Origin of the sequence: Sphaerisporangium dianthi, from assembly GCF_042654065.1 — a bacterium.
Taxonomy (GTDB): Bacteria; Actinomycetota; Actinomycetes; order Streptosporangiales; family Streptosporangiaceae; genus Sphaerisporangium; species Sphaerisporangium dianthi.
In genome coordinates, this window is record NZ_JBHSFP010000053.1 from 1 (window position 1) to 18,966 (window position 18,966).

Below are 18,966 nucleotides of genomic sequence, written 5' to 3' on the forward strand. Positions count from 1 at the left end.
GGAGCAGATCGCTTCCACCGCCTCCATCTCCGCCGGCGACACCCAGATCGGCGAGATGATCGCCGAGGCCATGGACAAGGTCGGCAAGGAAGGCGTCATCACCGTCGAGGAGAGCAACGCCTTCGGCTTGGAGCTTGAGCTCACCGAGGGCATGCGCTTCGACAAGGGCTACATCTCCGGCTACTTCGTGACCGACCCGGAGCGTATGGAGGCCGTCCTCGACGAGCCCTACCTCCTGATCGTGAACTCGAAGGTGTCGGCGAACAAGGACCTGCTCCCCCTGCTCGACAAGGTCGTGCAGTCCGGCAAGCCGCTTGTGATCATCGCTGAGGACGTCGAGGGCGAGGCCCTGGCCACCCTGGTCGTCAACAAGATCCGCGGTCTGTTCAAGTCCGTGGCCGTCAAGGCCCCTGGCTTCGGCGACCGCCGCAAGGCCATGCTCGGCGACATCGCCATCCTCACCGGTGGCCAGCCGATCAGCGAGGACGTGGGCCTCAAGCTCGAGACCGCCACGCTCGACCTGCTCGGCCGCGCGCGCCAGGTCATCGTCACCAAGGACGAGACGACCATCGTCGACGGCTACGGTGACTCCGAGCAGATCGCCGGCCGGGTCAACCAGATCCGCGCCGAGATCGAGAACACCGACTCCGACTACGACCGCGAGAAGCTCCAGGAGCGCCTCGCCAAGCTGGCCGGCGGCGTCGCCGTCATCAAGGCCGGCGCGGCGACCGAGGTCGAGCTCAAGGAGCGCAAGCACCGCATCGAGGACGCCGTTCGCAACGCGAAGGCGGCCGTCGAAGAGGGCATCGTCCCCGGCGGTGGTGTGGCTCTGCTGCAGGCGGGCGCCAAGGCGTTCGACAAGCTGGAGCTGTTCAACGACGAGGCCACCGGTGCCGCGATCGTCCGCAAGGCGCTCGAGGAGCCGCTGAAGCAGATCGCCGTGAACGCCGGCCTCGAAGGCGGCGTCGTGGTCGAGCGTGTCCGCAACCTCGAAGTGGGCGTCGGCCTCAACGCCGCGACCGGCGAGTACGTGAACATGCTGGAGGCCGGCATCATCGACCCGGCCAAGGTCACCCGCTCGGCGCTGCAGAACGCCGCGTCCATCGCGGCGCTGTTCCTCACCACCGAGGCGGTCATCGCCGAGAAGCCCGAGAAGACCCCTGCCGCTCCCGCCATGCCCGGCGGCGGCGACATGGACTTCTGAGCTTCCCGCTCGCAAACGCGAAAGGGCCATTCCCGGATCCGTCCGGGGGTGGCCCTTTGGCGTGAGCGGGCCATCGCCGTCACCTGCCGAGGACGGCCGGACGTGACCTCGCCCGCCGGGCAGGACCGCGAGCACGAAGGGCGCGAGGCCGGAAGAGCATGCCGCGCCGCCGCGGGAGCTCAGAAGTCGGGGCAGGCGCGGTTCACGGCGTCGAAGGCGTGGTCGAGCAGGGCCAGGTGGTCGGGCAGGACGTCGGCCGCGCGCTCCCCGGCCATCAGGCGGCGTGCGCTGGCGGCGTACACCGTGCGGTAGGCGGTGAGGAAGAGCCCGGCGGCCAGCCTGGGCTCGATGTCGCCGGGCCGGGCCCCGGTCGCCTCCGCCAGCAGCGTGGCGATCAACGTCTCCAGTTCCTCCAGCGCCTCGCGCCCCCGTGCCCGCAGCGCCGGAGAATCCAGGATCACCTGCCAGAAGTGGTGCTGGCCGTCTCTGATTCCCGACAGCGGGTGGTTCTCCCGCAGAAGCCGGAAGATCAGGCCGCGCAGCGCCGCGAGTGGCCTCTCGCCCTCGGCCCGCTCGCGGACCGCCCGCGTGACCAGCTCGGTCGCTTCAGGGCCCCGATCGAGGAACAGGTCTTCTTTGCGCGGGAAGTAGTTGAACACCGTCTTCGCCGAGACGTCGGCGGCCTGCGCCACCTCGGCGACCGTGACGTTGTCGAACCCCCGCTGCAGGAACAGACCGGAGGCCACGTCCGAGATCAGCTGACGGGTCTGCCGCTTCTTGCGCTCACGAAGCCCTGGGTCGATGTCCACTCGCCCAATATAGTGGCTAAAAAAGTACTGCTACAGTAAGTTTATAGCCAACATACTTTGCGAGGAGGCGGCATGTCGTACGACGCTGACGTGGTGGTGGCCGGAGGCGGCCCCGTGGGGCTGATGCTGGCCTGCGAGCTAGCGCTGGGGGGCGCCTCGGCCATGGTGGTGGAGCGGCGGGAGGAGATGGATCCCACGATCAAGGCCGGAGCGCTGAACCTGCCGAGCGTCGAGGTGCTGTACCGGCGCGGCCTGCTCCCGGCGCTTCGCGGGGCCCAGGAGCGCAACCTCGAGCAGTTCGCCGCCTTCATGCGGCAGCGGGCCGCACATCGCGCGCCCGCCGGGGACGAGCGGGCCGAACCGGCCGGCGCGTCCGGGAAGGCGGAGCCACGGCGGACGCCGCCGAAGTTCGCCGGGCACTTCGCCGGCATCATGCTGGACGCGGACCGGCTCGACGCCGCCGATCCCGACTTCGCCGGCCACGGCCCCGCCGGGGACATCGGCCTGGTCAACCAGCAGCAGATCGAGGGCATCCTCGGCGAGTACGCCGCGCGGCTCGGCGTCGAGGTGCGGCGGGGCGTCGAGCTGACCGGCCTCTCCGCCGACGACGAGGGCGTCACCGCCTCGACGAGCGCGGGCGCGGTGCGGGCCCGCTGGCTGGCCGGGTGCGACGGCGGGCGGAGCGCCGTCAGGAAGCTCGCCGGCTTCGACTTCCCGGGCACCGATCCGGAGATCACCGCCTACCAGGCTCTCGTCGAGATGAAGGGCGCCGAGGCCCTGGGCGCCGGCTGGCACGCCACCCCCACCGGCGTGTACGCGCACGGCCCTGTCCCGGGACGCATCCTCACCGTCCAGTTCACCGGCCCCCGCGCCGAGCGCGACACCCCCGTCACCGCTGAGGAACTGCAGGAGGCCATCCGGCACGTCACCGGCGCCGAGGTGACCGTGACCGCGATCAAGAGCGCCACCCGCTTCACCGACAACGCCCGCCAGGCGACCACCTACCGGCTCGGCCGGGTGCTCCTGGCCGGCGACGCCGCCCACGTGCACTCTCCGTTCGGCGGCCAGGGCCTGAACCTCGGGCTCGGCGACGCGGCGAACCTCGGCTGGAAGCTCGCGGCGACCGTCCGCGGCTGGGCGCCGGACGGCCTGCTCGACACCTACACCGCCGAACGGCACCCCATCGGGGCCTGGGTGCTCGACTGGACGCGCGCCCAGGTGGCGCTGATGCGCCCGGACCCCCGCGCCAGGGCACTGCGGAGCGTCGTGAACGATCTGGTCGAGACCGTCACCGGCACCACCTACTTCGCCAAGAGGATCTCCGGCGTCTGGCAGCGTTACGACCTGCCCGGCGACCACGCCCTCGTCGGCGGCAGCGCCCCCGACCTCGCGCTGTCCGACGGGTCACGCCTCGCCGACCATCTGCACGACGGCCGGGCGCTGCTGTTCGACCCTGCGGGGGACCTGCGCGACCTGGCCGACGGCCATCGCGACAGGATGACGGTGGTCACCGCCGGCGCGAAGGAGCATCCGGAGCTCACCGGGCTGTTCCTGCGCCCGGACGGGGTCGTCGCCTGGGCAGGCGAGCAGGGGCGCGCCGACGCCGGCGCGCTGGAGAAGGCCCTCGCCACCTGGCTCGGCGCGCCGGCCGCCACCGCCGGCGACCGGCGGCAGTAGACGATCTCCCGCCGGGAGGGGATCTCCGGCGCCGACGGAGTGGCGGGCACCGGCATCGGCTCGGCCGGCCGATGGCCGGCACCCGGCACCCGGCCGCCGGGCTACTGGAGAGGTTTCACCCACCGGCCCCACTGCGGCTGGCGGACGTAGCCGGCCGCCGTCCAGGCGTGGTGGGCCAGGGTGTTGTCGTCCAGGACCATGGCGTCGGCGCGTATGCCGCCGTACTCGGCGAAGCGCTTCTCCGCGACCTCCAGCAGAACGCGGGCGATGCCCTTGCGGCGGTGCGCGGGGTCGACGGCCAGCCGGTACAGATGGCACCGCCACCCGTCCCATCCCGCGATCACGGTGCCGACGATGCGCCCGTCCAGCTCGGCGATCAGCAGAGCCTCCGGATCACGCTCGATCAGCCCTCGTACGGCATCCGCGCTGTCACGCCGGTCGGTGCCTTCCGCGGCGTCGGACCAGAACGCCAGCACCTCTTCCACATCGCCGGCCGCCCCGGCCCGGACGGTGAGCGCCGTGTTCGTCACTTCTGTCACGGACGCCAAGCTAGCTCACGCGCGCGGAGACCGAGCGGCCGTGCGGCGCTGTCACACGCGCCGCGGGCCCCGCGCGGGCCGCGGCGGCGTCACATGAGCTGGGGCGGCAGGTCGCGGGCGTGCAGGACGACCAGGGAGCTGACGGCTCGGGTGAGGACGACGTAGAGGCGGGCGAGGCCGCGGTCCTCGGCGGCGACGATGTCGGCGGGCTCCACGACGATGACGTGGTCGTACTCCAGGCCCTTGGCGAGCGAGGCGGGGATGACCGAGACGCGCTGCTCGGGGGAGGAGTCAGGGTCGAGCAGGTCGTGCGGGAGGCCGTCCGCCGCGAGGGCGGCGGCCACGCTCGCCGTCGAGCCGTCGGCGGCGATCACGCCGATGGAGCCCTCGCGCCCGCTGGCCTCGCGGACGGCCGCGGTGAGGCCGGCCGGCACGTCGGCGGTGCGGCGCAGGGAGAGCGAGCCGGCGCCGGGGCGCAGCGACCGGGGTGCGGCCAGGGTGGGGGCGACCGAGGGGAGCAGCCGGGCGGCGAAGTCGAGCACCTCTCTGGGGACGCGGAATCCGAGGGTCAGCTCGGTCACCGCGCCCTCGCTGACGCCGAGGTGCAGCAGCACCTCCTCCCAGGAGCGCGCCGACCACGGGGTGGTGCCCTGGGCCAGGTCGCCGAGGACGGTGGCCGAGCCCGTGCGGCACCGGCGGCCGAGCGCGCGGAGTTGCATCGCTGAAAGGTCCTGGGCCTCGTCGACGACCACGTGACCCAGCGTGGGGGTGCGCTCGACGAGGTCGGCCAGTTCGTCCATCAGGGCCGCGTCCGCGGCCGACCACTTGGCGGACTTCCACGACCGCGCGGGCTTGGCCCAAAGGAGGGTCTCGCACTCGTCGGCGGTGAGGTCGGCCCTCGCCGCCGCGGCGAGGAAGTCGCCGTCGGACAGCAGCCGGAACAGCACCTGCTGCGGCGTCACGCGGGGCCAGATCTGGTCGATGAGCTGCTTGACGGGCTTGGATCTGGCGACGGCGTCCTGAACCCGGTCGTCGGGGGACTCGCCGCGCTGCTCCATGCGCACCAGCACGGCGTGCGCGAGCCGCTGGGCGAGCGCGGCGCGCCCGGGGCCGTACCGGGTGGTGCCGCGCAGCGAGGCGACGATCTCGCGCACCTCGTGGTCGGCGACGCGGAAGCGGTTGACGCCCCGGGTGATCAGCAGACCCTCCTCGGGTTTGCTGATGTGCATCCAGAGCGCCCGGCGGAGCACCGGCGCCATGCGGGCGTCGCCCTTGAGCGCGGCGACGGCCGGTTCCTCGGCGGCCGCGTGGTCGCCGACGAGGCCGGCGACGGTGGTCTGGTCGACCTTCACCTCGCCCAGCGCGGGCAGGACCGAGGAGATGTAGGACAGGAAGGCGCGGTTCGGGCCGACGATCATCACGCCCGACCGCGACAGCTTCTCGCGGTGCGTGAACAGCAGGTAGGCGGCGCGGTGCAGGCCGACGGCGGTCTTGCCGGTGCCGGGCGCGCCCTGGACGCACACCGTCTGTGTCAGGTCGGCGCGGACGATCTCGTCCTGGTCGGGCTGGATCGTGGCGACGATGTCGCGCATGGGGCCGGTGCGGGGCCGCTCGATCTCATCGGTGAGGATGCGCGACTCTTGGAGGGCGGCCCCCTGGCCGGCCTGGTCGAGGGGCTCGTCCTCGTACGCGGTCAGCTCGCCGCCGTGGAAGCCGAACCGCCTGCGGCGCAGCACGCCCATCGGCTCGGACGGGCGGGCCTGGTAGAACGCCCGGGAGACCGGCGCGCGCCAGTCGATCACCAGAGGGCGGCTGTGGTCGTCGTGCACGTGGCGGCGGCCGACGTGGATGGTCAGGGGAAGGTCGTCCTCGCCGGTCCTGTCGAGGCGGCCGAAGAACAGCGGGGTGTCGGGGTGGTCGGCCAGGGCGGCGACGCGCTGGTCCAGCAGGCCCTGCAGGACCTGCTGGGAGACCCAGTCGCCCGCCGCGTCCGCCGAGAGCGACTGGGCGTGCTCGCGCATCGCGCGCAGCGCCGCGCGTGAGCCGGCGAGGTGGGCGCGTTCGGCTCGCAGCACATCGGCGGGGTCGTCGCCGGATTCCCCCGGCGTACCGGCGGTGACCTCAGGCGGATCTTGGCGCAGGTCGGAGTGGTGATCGAACCGATGAGAGGGGGAGGCCCCCGGCCGGTCGCGGTCGTCGTCGGATATGTCGGGGGCCAATTGGTGTCCGGGCATGCCGAAGCGCTCCTTGAGGGACGGAGGTGGTTGACAAAGGCAGCGAACCCACAAGCTTATATGCTTGCGCCGCCTCCAGCGCGTGCTCGCCGGCGTGCGAGGAGTTGGGCATACGACGCGACCCTTGTCCGGAGTTTGCCCGGTCTTGACCTTTGGGTACTCGAATGAAGGTGACGATGCGTGCCCCAGTGGCGGTCTCTCCGGTCATTCCCGCCCTGGCGAACCTGCTGCTCGGCGGCCTGTGGACCCTGTCGGTCTTCGCGGGATGGGGGCTGGCGGCCTTCTGCGGGAACGACGAGATGCTCGACGTCTGCATGGACCGCCTGACCATCGTGTCGAGCCTGTCCGGCCTCTTCGCGATCGTGGGGGCGATGGGCACGGCGACCGGTCTTCTGCCACCTCTAATGCGGAGATATCCAGAAAAGTCTCTGATACTTGTAGGGATCGCGACGGCTTCGTGGCTAATAGCCCTGGGCGTACTTTACGTCGGCGGGTTAGTCGGTCGGTGATCTCGCCGACACGTTGCGTTAGCGTATACCAAAATCCTGAAAAAGCAGGACAAACCTTGTGATTCGATTGAATCATGGGGGTATGTCGCAGTTGGCGCCGTGGCAGCCAATAAGCGAGGGGGTGATGTGGTTGAACAGGACCCAGGGTATTTCGTGGACCTGAATGCCCGTCGCCTGGGGGAACCTTTCTCAGGACGGGTTGGGGGAGTCGGCGGCGTGCCGCTCAGCGAAGATCACTCGCTGGCGAGCACGTCGTCCGCGTCGATGATCTGGTAGGCGTACCCCTGCTCGGCGAGGAAGCGCTGACGATGCGCGGCGAACTCCTGGTCGACGGTGTCCCGGCTGACCACGGAGTAGAACCGTGCGCCGCCGCCGCTCGCCTTCGGCCGCAGCACCCGGCCGAGCCGCTGCGCCTCCTCCTGCCGTGACCCGAACGTCCCCGACACCTGGATCGCCACCGACGCCTCCGGCAGGTCGATCGAGAAGTTCGCGACCTTGGAGACGACCAGCACCTGGATCTCCTTGTCGCGGAACGCCTGGAACAGCCGCTCGCGCTCTTTGACCCGTGTCTCGCCCTTGATCACCGGCGCGTTCAGGTGCTCTGCCAGCTCGTCCAGCTGGTCGATGTACTGGCCGATCACCAGCACCTGCTCGCCCGCGTGCCGCCGCACCAGCGTCTCGGTGACGCGCGTCTTGGACGGCGTCGTCGCGCAGAAGCGGTAGCGCTCCTCGGGGTCGGCCATGGCGTAGGCCAGGCGCTCCTGGTCGGTGAGCGTGACCCGGACCTCGACGCAGTCGGCGGGGGCGATCCAGCCCTGGTTCTCCATCTCCTTCCACGGCGCGTCGTACCGCTTGGGGCCGATGAGGGAGAACACGTCCCCCTCGCGGCCGTCCTCGCGGACCAGCGTCGCGGTCAGGCCGACGCGCCTCCTGGCCTGCAGGTCGGCGGTCATCCGGAAGATCGGCGCCGGCAGCAGGTGCACCTCGTCGTAGATCACCAGGCCCCAGTCGCGGGCGTCGAACAGCTCAAGGTGCCGGTAGACGCCCTGGCGGCGGGTCGTCATGACCTGGTAGGTGGCGATGGTGACCGGGCGGATCTCCTTCTTCGTCCCGGTGTACTCGCCGATCTCGCTCTCGGTGAGCGAGGTGCGCTTGATCAGCTCTTGCTTCCACTGGTGGGCGGAGACGGTGTTGGTGACCAAGATCAGCGTCGTCGCTTCGGCGTGGGCCATCGCCGCCGCGCCCACGATCGTCTTGCCCGCGCCGCAGGGCAGCACCACGACCCCCGAGCCGCCATGCCAGAACGCGTCCGCCGCGTCCCGCTGGTAGGGGCGCAGCGACCAGCCGTCCTCGGCCAGCGTGATCGGGTGGTGCTCGCCGTCGACGTAGCCCGCGAGGTCCTCGGCCGGCCAGCCGATCTTCAGCAGCGCCTGCTTGATGTTGCCGCGCTCGCTCGGGTGCACCGCCACCGTGTCGTCGCCGATGCGCTCGCCCAGCATCGGCTGGATCTTCCTGGACCGCAGCACCTCTTCGAGCACGGCCTTGTCGGTGCTGGTCAGCGTCAGGCCGTAAAGATCGCTCTTCTCCAGCCGGAGTCTGCCGTACCTGGACATCGTCTCGGCGATGTCCACGAGCAGGGCGTGCGGCACCGGATAGCGGCTGAAGCTGATCAGCGCGTCGATGACCTGCTCGGCGTCGTGGCCGGCGGCCCTCGCGTTCCAGAGCGCGAGGGGGGTGACGCGGTAGGTGTGGACGTGCTCGGGCGCCCGCTCGAGTTCGGCGAAGGGCGCGATGGCCTTGCGGCAGTCGTCCGCCCTGTCGTGCTCGACCTCGAGCAGCAGCGTCTTGTCCGACTGGACGATCAGCGGGCCATCAGACACGTTTCTACTCTCCTGGGTTCGCGTACGGCCACCGTGCCGGCGGTCCCGTCCGCTTATCCAACAAGAGAGCGGCCCGGATCAGTCCCGCTTTCCCACCGCTTGACACCGCGACGGCGTTGCGCAGGGAATATGGAGGTGATGGAGGCGTCCGTCCCGCCCGCGGCCGGGCGGTGCGCATGGCCGCGGGCGGGACGCTCGGTCGGGGACGGATGCCGGGCGTGGAGGGAGCGGTGGGCGGGAGGACGCCGGTCACTCCGAGGCGATGCCGATGACGATGGCGACCGCGACGATGGCGACGACCAGGGCGATGTTGACGCCGATGGCGATCCAGCCCCATTTGAGCAGTGAGCGCGCCCGCTCGGGCTCGCTGTCGACCTTGCCGAGCGCGATGCCGGCCAGGACGACCGAGGTGATGCCGCCCAGCGAGACGTAACAGCTCATGGCCAGCATGATGCTGATGACCAGGGCGACGATGGCGTGCGTGCGCGGCCCTTCGCTCGCCGGGGCGGGAGGGTGGCCGTAGGGCTGCTGCTGGTAGGCGCCCCCGTAGCCGTACGGCTGCTGGTACTGCGGGTCGTACCCCTGCTGGCCGTAGCCGGGCTGCGCGGGAGCGCCGTACTGGTCGTAGGCCTGCTGCGCGGCCCCGCCGTACGCCTGGTCGTAGGGCTGCTGCTGCGCGGCCCCGCCGTATCCCTGGTCGTACGGCTGCTGCCCCGGCGTCCCGTATGCCTGGTCGTAGGGTTGCTGCCCGGGCGTGCCGTAGGGCTGCTGCGCGGGGGCGCCGTAGGGCTGCTGATCGTAGGGACTCTGCGCCGGCGCCGCGTACGGGTCGTAGGGCGGTTGCGCGGGGCTCTGGTCGTACGGTGGCTGCCCGCCGTACTGCGGCTGGTCATGCCCCTGGCCGTACGGCGACGGCGCCCCGCCGGGACCATCGTGGCCGCCTTGCGATCCGTATGGACCCTGCCAGCCGTTCGAGGAGTACCCGGCGGACTCGGGAGTGCCGCTGCTCAAGATCGTCTCAATTCTGATGGTGGTCGAGCCGATCAACATTTACCACGTTATGAGCTGATCGCGCCGTGTTAATGGCGGGAACGCGGCCGCCCGTAGGACACGACCGCTTCAGTTGACGTCGGCGACGCCGGTGATGCGGTGCAGCGCGAACCGGTGGACCGCCGCCCGCGTCTCGTCGTAGGCGGTCAGATAGCCGCCCTCCATGCGGGCCGGCTCCAGGATGCGGCTGGTCGCGTGCCCCTGAGAGTCCAGGTAGCCGATCCAGACGCGCGACCCCTGCCGGATGGCCTCCTGCAACGCGATGACCGTGCCCGTCGAAGGCGAGCGCGGCACCTGCCCGTCCGGGGCCGCCACCGGCTGCCTGCGCGCTCGGTGAGCCTCGTCACCCGCCCTGATCGCCCGGACGGCGGCCGTCACCACATCGGCGTCCGGACCTGCGGGAGCGGAGGCGGGGCGGCCGGCCGACGGTCGCTCGGTGCGTTTGGCGTCGGTCCGGGTCACCAGCACGTCACCTTCGGAGGACTCGGCGACGGGGGAGTAGCCGAAGGCCCGAAGCGAGTCGACCACCACGGCCCGCGAGCTGCGCGAGGCGATCACGGTCGGCGCCAGCCGGCGCAGCCGCAGCGGAACGGCGCGCTTGTCGGCCATCACCTCGTCGAGCACGGACGGATCGTCGCATCGCACGTAGGAGCCCGCCGTGCCGACGCGGATGCGGCCGTGCCTGCGGGCGACGTCGGTCACCAGATAGCGCAGCGGCTGCGGCACCGGCGTCGTCGAGTGCTTCTCGAGCATGGCGAGCAGCTCGTCCGCGCTGGAACCGGCGTCCAGCGCCCGCCGGATCGACCCCTCGGCGAACCGGTAGACCGTCGCGCCGCCCTTGGACTCGACGTCGGCGGCGAGCGACAGCCAGCGCCCCAGGTCGCTGGTGAGCGGGCCGGGAGCGACGGCGGTGAGGTCGGCCTGGAGCAGCACGTGGCCGACCGGCTCGGGCAGCAGCGGCGCCAGCAGCCGGGCCGGTTCGCCCGGCGTGGCGGGAGGGAGCAGCGCGCGGCCGAAGCCGGACAGCGCGCCGAGGCCGGTGAACCCCAGTTGCTCGGCCTCGCGCAGCGTGAAGTCGACCAGCCGGTCGCGGTAGGCGCCCCTGCGGCGCGGCTGCTCGAACGCCAGCCGCTCGCGCACCGAGTCGGCGGACGGAGCCAGCCCGGGGGCGGCCGCCGCGAGCACCCGCAGCGTCCGCAGCCGCACCTCTGGGGCGGCCGGCCGCCGCAGCTCGGGGTGCAGGACGTTCAGCAGGCGGTCGCGGTCGTCCCGCTCGCCGACCAGGCCCGGCACGCGGTCTCCGGCCAGCCAGGCCGACGCCAGGACCTCCCAGCGGTCCTCGATGCCCTTCACCCGCCAGGCGTCGTAGCCGTTCGTGGGCAGCCACTCGCCGTCGACGGGCGCGCTGGACGCCACCAGCCCCGCGGCGTAGGCGACCTCCACCACCAGCGCGGCCGTCCACTCGGGCAGGTCGAGCAGCTGCGCCGTCCTCTTCAGGTCGCGCACGGCGACGCCGCCCGCGCGCAGGATGCCCGGCGGGTCGACGCTCCAGTGCTCGCACAGCTCTTCGACCGTGCGGACGAAGGTGAACGCCTGGCCGGCGGCGGTGCGATCGGCCAAGGTCTGGTCGCGTTCGGTGCCGTTCAGCGGAGGGGCCGCCGGACGCAGGTCGCGGTGCACCCGGCCGCCGCGCAGCACCAGCGCCACCTCGCGGGGCAGCACGACGCTCTCTTCGCCGGTCGCGGCGAGCAGGCCGCGGGCGAGGAGCTGCTCGATCGGCGACTGGGCGGTGGCCACGCTGACCTCGCGCCGGGCGTTGGGAAGCCGGCCGGCCGGCGGCCCCCACGCGAGCTCTTCCAGCGCGGCACGGGCCTGCGGGGCGACGTCCCGCAGGAGGCGCTCGACGATGCCGCCCTCGGCCAGCAGACCGGCCAGCCGCTCGGCGACGGCCTCCTCACGGCCGGTGTCGCCGCGGTGGACGGCCTGGATCAGCTCGTGCAGCCGCTCGGGCGGATGATGCCGGAACACCTCGGCCGCCGGCGGCCCCAGCCCGGCCGGGGACTCAGAGACGTCCCGCACGCCGGGCGCGAGCCGCAGGGCGGCGTCCGAACCGAAGATCAGGCCGAGCCTCAGCAGCCCGTCGACGGCCGCGCGCAGCGGCCCGTCCAGGTGTGCGGCGTCCTGCGGAGCCATGGACGCGGCCATCGCCGCGCGCAGATCGCCGTACGCAAGGCCGGGCCCGTCCTCGGCCGTCATGACCAGGAGCGTCTCCACCGCCGAGAGGGCGAAGCGGTCGAGGCGGTCAAGGGCCCTGCCGGTGGCCGACGGGCTGGTGGCGCGGAGCGCCAGGCCCTCGACGTGCGCGGGAACAGGGGTGATGAGCTCGGGACGCGCCGCCACCAGAGCGCGCAGCCGGTCATCGCCGAGGCCGCGCAGCCAGTCAGTGAACTCGGTGTTCATCACGCTCCACCGAACCCCCTGTCCGCCGGCACTCCGCCGCACGGCCCACGCGGTGGGACCGTCTCCTCCATCGTAGGAGCCCGCGGGCCGTCGCACGCCAGTCCTGATCACGGGCGTTCCCCGGAATCCTGATCACCGGCGTTCCTCGGAGCCCTGTCCAGGGGCCTCTCCGGAGCCTTGCCGTGCCGGCGTCCGGGGACGAGCGAGGGTGGGGCGCGGGCGCGGCGAGGATAGTCATTTGCGTGAAACGGTGCGCGGGCCGGTGCGCTGGGGCAGTATGGCGAGAGTGATCGAGCGTGCCGATCAGCTGGTCCTGGAGTACGTCAGCAAGGTGGCGGACGCCGCCCACGGCGTGCTCCGCACCGACCAGCGCCTCGACTTCGTCCAGAGGTTGCGCGCCCGCATCGAGGAGGAACGCCGGGGCAGCGAAGATCCGGCGGCCGTGCGCAAGGTGCTCGCCCGCTTCGGCGATCCGTCGGTGGTCCTGCAGCGTGAGGTCGCGCGACTGACCGGCGCCGAGCCGGAGCCCGCGCGGCGGGCCGGCGGGGTCCACGGCGCCCGGGGGCAGGCCGCCTCCCGTCCGCCTTTCCTCTCGCGGCTCTCTTCTGGGCCGGCCTCGTCCTCCGGCTCCCCGTCCCCGGGTTCCCGGGCCTCGGGTTCACCGTCACCGGGTTCATCGTCACCGGGTTCCGCGGCGTCCGCGCAGGGGCCGGTTCCCGTGCATGACGCGGCCTCGGCCCAGGGCGCGCCGTCCGGCGAGGCCGCGGCGCCGCCCGGCGGCCCGGCGCCCGCGCCGGTGGAGGAGGCCGCCACGTCGGTCATGCCCGCCGTGCCGGTCTCCGGTCCCGCGATGACCGACGAGTTCGGCGACTCCGCGACCGAAGTGCTTCCCGCCGTGACCGGCGACCGCCCGCCGAGGACGCCGGCGCCGGGGGCGCCCGGGCAGCGGCGGCGTCCGTCGCGGGCCGTGCGTCCGCTGCCCCGGGGCGCGGGCTCCGGCGCCCGTCGCGCGTCGCCCAGGGCCGTCCCACGCGGTGTCCCGCCGTCGGGCCGGTTCGGCAGGGCCGCCGCGATGGCCGCGCCGAGGGCCGCGGACGGGCGTGACGCGAGCACGGTCCTCACCAACGAGCGTCGTGAGGTGGCGGGCATGGCCCTGCTGCTCGTGTCCGGTCTGCTCCTGCCGCTGCCTCTGCCGTACGTCGCGATCTTCCCCATCCCGGTGCTGGTGTGGGCGGTGGGCGCGCTCACGGTGCTGGCCTGTGACGGCTGGGTCTTCAGAGACCGCATCAAGGGCCTGCTGGCCCCGATCGCGGCCTACGTGTTCGGCGGCGTCCTGCTCGGCGCCCTGCGGTCCCCCGAAGCCGAAGGCGAGGGTCTGGCGGCGTTCGTCAACTCGTTCTGGCACGTCAGCGGGTTGATGTTCATGCTGGGCGCCGCGGGTGGCGTGGCGTGGCTGGCCTATCGCCTGTTCAACCCGCCGCCTCCGCCACCTCGGCGGCAGCCGCTGGGCGTTCCGCGCTGAGCAGGCCAAGCGACAGGCGCACCCAGGAGGCCACGAAACGGTCGCGGTCGGCCCGCCCGGGAGGCTCGCCGACGGTCTCCTGGAACAGCCGGTAGTACACCACCGCGCCTCCCAGCACGGCGCCGATGGCCGGCCAGTCGAGGTCGGCGTCCGCGTACTCCGGCTGGGAGCGGAACCAGGTCGTGATCGCCTCGAACATGGGCTGGAGCAGGCCGTCCCGGACGACGGCGACCAACTCGGGGAACTGGCTGAGGTCGCGGAAGAAGACCCGGGTGAGCCGGCTCTCCTCGCGCACCTTGGCCAGCCCCGCCCGGCACACGTGCTCCAGCCGCTCTTCGACGGGGACCGACGCTCCGAGGGCCTGCACCCCCACCAGCGCCTCGGTGATCTGTGAGCGGGTGCGGGCGGCGTGCTCGTTCATCGCGGCGGCGAGGACGTCGTACTTCGACCTGAAGTGCCGATAGAGGCCGCCGGCGCCGGGGGACAGCCCCGCGGCGGCCTCGATCTCGGCGACCGACGTCGCCGAGTAGCCATGCTGGGCGAAGAGCCTGAGGGACTCGTCGATGATCCGTTCGCGCGTCGATCTGGTCATTGCCCGTGGTTACCTCCGGCCCCGACCTTATGTGGTCAAGGTGTGTCATTTCGTGCGGAATCAGCATCGGGTAGGTGTACTGCCGGGTCAGGGAGTTCCCGCCCGGGGCCCGGACCCGAGCTTTCGCGGATGGCCTCATGGGCGCCTGCGGCGAGGGGCCGGCCCCGGTGAAAAGGCCGAGCTCACGGCCGAGGTCGCCCAGAGTCGCGGGAGACCGGAAACGCCCGTGGACGAGCGCACTCACAAGTAACGGTGCGCATGATGCTCACCGCTTTGGCATCCTTTCTAGGGTGTATTCCGTAGGTTTCGATCTTGATCTGACGCTTGCCGACACCCGCGCCGGAATCGCGGCCGTGTACGACGAGGTGGCGCGCCGTCTCGGCGTGCCCATCGACACCGCCGCCGTGATCGAGCGGCTCGGCCCTCCGCTGGAGCAGGAACTGGCCTACTGGTTGCCCGCGGAGGAGATCCCGGCCGCGGCGGACCTCTACCGGTCCCTGTATCCCGGCATCGCGGTCGCGATGACCACGCCGATGGCCGGCGCCGCCGACGCCCTCGCCGAGGTGCGCGGGCACGGCGGCCGCGTCATCGTCGTCACGGGAAAGAACACCGCCGACGCCCGCCTGACGGTCGAGACGCTGGGCCTGGACGTCGACGAGGTGGCGGGTTCGGTGTTCGGTGCGGCCAAGGGCGTGGCCATCTCCGGCTTCGGCGCGGCGATCTACGTCGGAGACCACGTGGCCGACATCGAGGCCGCCAGGGCGGGGCGGGCGCTGAGCGTCACCGTCGCGACGGGTCCCTACAACGAGCAGGCGCTGCGTGACCACGGAGCCGATGTCGTGCTGCCTGATCTGACCAGGTTCGGCGGGTGGTACAACGCCTGGCAGGTCTCGCGGAGCTTGGAAATCGGGGCCGTTTCCACGGTCATGTGATGCCCCGTGTGGGCATAACCTACATCCATTACCATTCATGACAGTCTGAACGAGGTCACCCCTGTGCCTACTGGCAAGGTCAAGTGGTACGACGCTGACAAGGGCTTCGGATTCCTCACCCGCGACGACGGCGGCGAGGTCTTCGTGCATTCATCGGCGCTTCCCAAAGGCACGGAAGCGCTCAAGCCGGGTCAGAAGGTCGAGTTCGGCGTGGCCGAGGGCCGCCGTGGCCAGCAGGCGCTTTCGGTCCGCGTACTGGAGCAGCCGCCGACGCTCGCCAAGACCGTGAAGCCAAAGGGTAAGCGCAAGAAGCCCGACGAGCTCGTCGTCATCGTCGAGGACCTGATCAAGCTGCTCGATGACGTCTCCAATTTCTACCAGCGCGGCAAGCACCCCGACGCCGCGCACGCCAAGAAGATCGCGACCGTCCTGCGGGCCGTCGCCGACGACATCGACGCCTGAGCGCCGCCCTCCGCCGTCCGGCCTCCGCGCGTCGAGCGCCCCATCTCCAAGGTCATGATGGGGCGCTTTCGGCGTGCCCGCGCGGCGGCGTTCCGGCACCCAGGGCCGGCCGCCGGTCCACGTCCGGGGCCGGCCGGTCGTCGGTGATCGGGCCGGCCGGCGCTCAGTGATGGGGGTTGGTCAGCGGCTTGGTGGTGCCGGGCTTCGGCGCCGGGCCCTGCGGTTCCCGGTCGCCCGCGCGCGAGCCGCGGGGATCGGGGTCGCCCGGGCGCGAGGTACGGGGATCGGGGTCGCCCGGGCGCGAGCCGTTCTCTGACGGGGCGCCGGGCGCGTCCGGCGGAAAAGGGCCGGCGGCGCGGACGCGCTCGGACCGGGCACGGAGCCGGCGGCGGCGAGCGACGAGCAGCCAGGCCAGCGCGGCGGCCAGCGCGGCCGTCACCACCGCCAGGCCGATCGGGCCCGCCGAGCGGCCCGACAACAGCGACAACAGCAGCCCGGCCAGGCCGCCGCCCACCCACGCGATCTGGAGCAGCGCCTCCACGACGCCGAAGGTCGAGGACCGGACCTCCTCGCCGATCTCACGCTGGACGGTCGCGTCCAGGGCCAGCTTGCCGATCTCCTGGGCGAAGCCCGCGACGAGCGCCACCGCGACGGCCGTCCACAACGAGAAGAAGAACGCGGTCGCTCCCACCGCCACGGTGGAGACCGCCAGCGCGATGAGGGCGATGAGCTGCGGGGAGCGTCCGCGCACCCAGGCGGCGACCGCCGCTCCGAGCAGGCCGCCGGCGCCCGCGCCGCCCGCCAGGATGGCGATCATGACCTGCTCGTGCAGGCCGGACCCCCGCAGGTTCCCGTCCTGCACGAGGAAGAGCAGGAAGAAGAGCAGGAATCCGGACAGGACGCGGATCGCGGCGTTCGCCCGCATGGCCTCGGTCACGACCGGCCCGACGTTGAGCAAGGTGCGCCAGCGGCCCCGCGCCCGTCCCCGGCCGGGCCGCTCACCCGGGTGCCCGGCGGGCCGTCCGCTCGCGTCCTCGGCCGGGCGTTCGCCCGGGTGCTCCTCCGGCTCCTCGTCCAGGTCGAAGTCCGGCGCGTCGACGTGGCGCGGCAGCCGTACGGCGGCGACGCCGGCGGCCAGGAAGATCACCATCGTGACGCGCAGCAGCCAGGCGGCGCCCGGCCACACGGTCAGCGCGACCGCGACCGGCGCGGCGAGCGCCGCGCTCACCAGCGTGAACAACGCCACCCGCGCGTTCGCGGTGACGAGGGTGATGTCGGCGGGCAGCACGCTCGGCATGGTGGCGGCCCGCGAGACGTTGTAGGCCTTGGACAGCACCAGGACGGCCAGCGCGGCGGGGAAGAGGGTGACCCCGTCGGCCGGGCCGATCGCGGCGGCCATGGCCCAGCACAGCAGCCCCCGCGCGAACAGCGTGCCCGCCATGACGTACCGGCGGCCGGAGCGGAACCGGTCGAGGACGGGCCCGACGAACGGCGCGACGACGGCGAACGGCACCATCGTGATGAGCAGGTACAGGGCGACCTGCCCGCGCGCCTGGTCCACGGGCAGCCCGAACAGCAGCGTGCCGGCCAGGCCGACGGTGATGAGCGTGTCCCCGGCGCTGTGGGCGGCCGTCAGCTCGATCAGGCGTCCGAGCCCGGTGCGGCCGGCGCCCTGGGCGTAGGTCATCCTGCGCGTCGCACGGCCGACCCCGCGCCCCGCCCGTGCCGTGCCTTGGACGACGGCGCGTCCGGCGCCGGCGGTCTTGCTCGCCGCGGTGCGACCGGCGCGCAACGTGCCCCTGCCCATGCCGGCCACGGCGTGACCGGCACGCGACAGAGACGTCCGGGCGCGTCCCCGGGGGGCCGGTGTCATGCGCCCTCGGAGAAGGCGCCGGTGCTCGTGCCGGTGGCCAGGCGTTCCACGCCTCCCCCTTCCGCTCGCTCCGTCGCCGCCGTCGGGTAGCCCTTTCACCCGCGTCGTCCCGCCCGCGTGCTCATGTACACACGTGCCCGTGAGCCGCGCCGGCGAGTCGGCGCGTCCGGTTTCCCGGCGATGGATCTTCCGGTTGATGGCGTGCCGCTTCGGTTTACAGTCTTACCCGACCCATACGCGTGATGTCCGCTCGCCGCATGGGTGAGAATTGACATGTGAACCGCACTCGCTCCCGCACCTTCACCGTCGACCAGGCCTGCGCCGCCGCCGTGGAGCAGGCACGGGGCGCCGCCGACGAGATCGCCCGGCCCGGCGAGGTGGGCGATCATCTCGGCTTCGAGGCCGAGGGCGAGCGCATCGTCACGCATTACTTCGCCTGCCTCGACCGCGCCTACCGCGGCTGGCGCTGGGCCATCACGATGACCCGCGCCTCCCGCGCGCGCAACGTGACCGTCAGTGAGACCGTGCTGCTGCCGGGCGCGGGGGCGCTGCTCCCCCCGGCGTGGGTGCCGTGGAGCGAGCGGCTGCTCCCCGGCGACCTCGGCGTTGGCGACCTGCTGCCCACCTCCGATGACGACGACCGCCTCGCGCCCGGGTTCACCGAGACCGACGACGACGCCGACCGTCAGATGATCTTCGAGTACGGCCTGGGCCGGGCCCGGGTCCTCTCGGCGATCGGGCGTGACCGCGCCGTGCACCGCTGGCACGCGGGCGACTCCGGCCCGCACACCCCGCTCGCCCACGCCGCGCCCGCGCAGTGCTCCACCTGCGGCTTCTACTGGCCGCTCGCCGGCGCGCTGCGCCTGGGCTTCGGGGTCTGCGCCAACGAGTACGCCCCCGACGACGGCAAGGTCGTCGCGGCCGACCACGGCTGCGGCGCGCACTCCGAGGCGGCCATCGTCACGCCGGCGGGCGTCGAGCAGCCGATGCCCATCCTCGACGATCTCGGCTACGACCTGATGCCCGAAGAGGGTGTTCCCGCCGCGGGCTCCGTCGAAGACGAAGGCGCCGAGCCGCTCGGTCACTCCTGACCGCCGGCCGCGTCCAGGTGAAGGCGCGGCCGGCCACCGGTCGCGCCACCCGGCACCGCCCACCCGCCGGTCACCAGGTGCGCCACCCGGCCGGCTCACCCGCCGGCCGGGGCCGTCGAACCACCCAGGGCC

At 72.5% G+C, this 18,966-nt stretch carries 15 protein-coding genes; 7 read left to right on the plus strand and 8 right to left on the minus strand.

The features are described from left to right. Window positions 1-1,204: chaperonin GroEL (gene groL, locus ACFO60_RS38380; RefSeq protein WP_380851572.1), on the plus strand; the 1,204-nt coding region annotated here is incomplete at its 5' end. A 179-nt stretch (window positions 1,205-1,383) separates the two neighbouring features. On the opposite strand, the gene ACFO60_RS38385 is transcribed toward groL, so the two are convergent. Continuing rightward, window positions 1,384-2,013, minus strand: a complete 630-nt coding sequence (locus tag ACFO60_RS38385; protein ID WP_380851575.1) for a TetR/AcrR family transcriptional regulator — start codon at window positions 2,011-2,013, stop codon at window positions 1,384-1,386. Window positions 2,014-2,085: 72 nt separating this feature from the next. Here ACFO60_RS38385 and ACFO60_RS38390 point away from each other — a divergent pair, with 72 nt between their 5' ends. Then, window positions 2,086-3,690, plus strand: coding sequence for an FAD-dependent monooxygenase (locus ACFO60_RS38390; protein WP_380851578.1), 1,605 nt, complete (start codon window positions 2,086-2,088; stop codon window positions 3,688-3,690). A gap of 101 nt (window positions 3,691-3,791) precedes the next feature. On the opposite strand, the gene ACFO60_RS38395 is transcribed toward ACFO60_RS38390, so the two are convergent. Both ACFO60_RS38395 and ACFO60_RS38400 read right to left on the minus strand, forming a co-directional pair. Further along, the gene (locus ACFO60_RS38395; RefSeq protein ID WP_380851581.1) at window positions 3,792-4,229 is read right to left on the minus strand and encodes a GNAT family N-acetyltransferase; all 438 of its coding nucleotides are present in this window, start codon (window positions 4,227-4,229) and stop codon (window positions 3,792-3,794) included. 89 nt (window positions 4,230-4,318) lie between these two features. Next, complete coding sequence (locus ACFO60_RS38400) at window positions 4,319-6,463, minus strand: HelD family protein (protein WP_380851584.1); 2,145 nt, start codon at window positions 6,461-6,463, stop codon at window positions 4,319-4,321. A gap of 164 nt (window positions 6,464-6,627) precedes the next feature. On the opposite strand from ACFO60_RS38400, the gene ACFO60_RS38405 reads away from it, so the two are divergent. After that, window positions 6,628-6,972 (plus strand): hypothetical protein, encoded by a 345-nt coding sequence (locus tag ACFO60_RS38405; RefSeq protein ID WP_380851587.1) that lies wholly within the window; start codon window positions 6,628-6,630, stop codon window positions 6,970-6,972. A 233-nt stretch (window positions 6,973-7,205) separates the two neighbouring features. On the opposite strand, the gene ACFO60_RS38410 is transcribed toward ACFO60_RS38405, so the two are convergent. The 3 genes from ACFO60_RS38410 to ACFO60_RS38420 form a co-directional block, all read right to left on the minus strand. Then, window positions 7,206-8,852: a DNA repair helicase XPB gene (locus ACFO60_RS38410; protein WP_380851590.1), complete on the minus strand. Its 1,647-nt coding sequence runs from the start codon at window positions 8,850-8,852 to the stop codon at window positions 7,206-7,208. 249 nt (window positions 8,853-9,101) lie between these two features. Next, on the minus strand, window positions 9,102-9,902 hold the full coding sequence (locus ACFO60_RS38415; RefSeq protein WP_380851593.1) for a DUF4190 domain-containing protein: 801 nt from the start codon (window positions 9,900-9,902) through the stop codon (window positions 9,102-9,104). 69 nt (window positions 9,903-9,971) lie between these two features. Next, the gene (locus tag ACFO60_RS38420; protein ID WP_380851596.1) at window positions 9,972-12,362 is read right to left on the minus strand and encodes a helicase-associated domain-containing protein; all 2,391 of its coding nucleotides are present in this window, start codon (window positions 12,360-12,362) and stop codon (window positions 9,972-9,974) included. 286 nt (window positions 12,363-12,648) lie between these two features. Between ACFO60_RS38420 and ACFO60_RS38425 the strand changes: the two genes are divergently transcribed. Further along, on the plus strand, window positions 12,649-13,884 hold the full coding sequence (locus ACFO60_RS38425; protein WP_380851599.1) for a hypothetical protein: 1,236 nt from the start codon (window positions 12,649-12,651) through the stop codon (window positions 13,882-13,884). Here ACFO60_RS38425 and ACFO60_RS38430 read toward each other — a convergent pair. Then, the gene (locus ACFO60_RS38430) at window positions 13,832-14,476 is read right to left on the minus strand and encodes a TetR/AcrR family transcriptional regulator (RefSeq protein WP_380851602.1); all 645 of its coding nucleotides are present in this window, start codon (window positions 14,474-14,476) and stop codon (window positions 13,832-13,834) included. The two genes, ACFO60_RS38425 and ACFO60_RS38430, sit on opposite strands and share 53 nt — an antisense overlap. A gap of 290 nt (window positions 14,477-14,766) precedes the next feature. Between ACFO60_RS38430 and ACFO60_RS38435 the strand changes: the two genes are divergently transcribed. Then, complete coding sequence (locus tag ACFO60_RS38435) at window positions 14,767-15,408, plus strand: HAD family hydrolase (protein ID WP_380851605.1); 642 nt, start codon at window positions 14,767-14,769, stop codon at window positions 15,406-15,408. Between the two features lie 63 nt (window positions 15,409-15,471). Further along, complete coding sequence (locus ACFO60_RS38440) at window positions 15,472-15,870, plus strand: cold-shock protein (RefSeq protein WP_380851608.1); 399 nt, start codon at window positions 15,472-15,474, stop codon at window positions 15,868-15,870. A gap of 163 nt (window positions 15,871-16,033) precedes the next feature. Here ACFO60_RS38440 and ACFO60_RS38445 read toward each other — a convergent pair whose 3' ends face one another. Beyond that, window positions 16,034-17,677, minus strand: a complete 1,644-nt coding sequence (locus tag ACFO60_RS38445; RefSeq protein ID WP_380851611.1) for an MFS transporter — start codon at window positions 17,675-17,677, stop codon at window positions 16,034-16,036. Window positions 17,678-18,018: 341 nt separating this feature from the next. Here ACFO60_RS38445 and ACFO60_RS38450 point away from each other — a divergent pair, with 341 nt between their 5' ends. Further along, window positions 18,019-18,834, plus strand: a complete 816-nt coding sequence (locus ACFO60_RS38450; protein WP_380851614.1) for a DUF3027 domain-containing protein — start codon at window positions 18,019-18,021, stop codon at window positions 18,832-18,834. Window positions 18,835-18,966: the final 132 nt, after the last annotated feature.